We start from the raw sequence: 275 nt of genomic DNA on the forward strand, positions 1-275 counted from the left end.
GCTTTAAATGGCGTCAATCTCCCTCTTGCCATCACCGGACAGGAAAAAATATGGCTGAATGTCTGGAAGAAGTTCGGATTTTCGGAGACTGAGATCAGAAATTACTTCACCGGTCCCGCATATCTCCCATGGCACAGGATGGCCAATATTGATCACTGGGAAGGTCCATTACCGATGTCATGGATTGACGGACAGGCCGAACTGCAGCAAAAGATTCTAAAAAGAGAACGCGAACTGAATATGAAACCGGCCTTGCCGGCTTTTGCAGGACACGT

The 275-nt window shown here is 48.0% G+C and carries 1 protein-coding gene; it reads left to right on the plus strand.

The features are described from left to right. On the plus strand, positions 1 to 275 hold a 275-nt coding region (locus ACPYOJ_RS35290), incomplete at both ends, for an alpha-N-acetylglucosaminidase TIM-barrel domain-containing protein (RefSeq protein WP_481420377.1).

Source organism: Rhizobium sp. SVR5-9E (assembly GCF_056755095.1).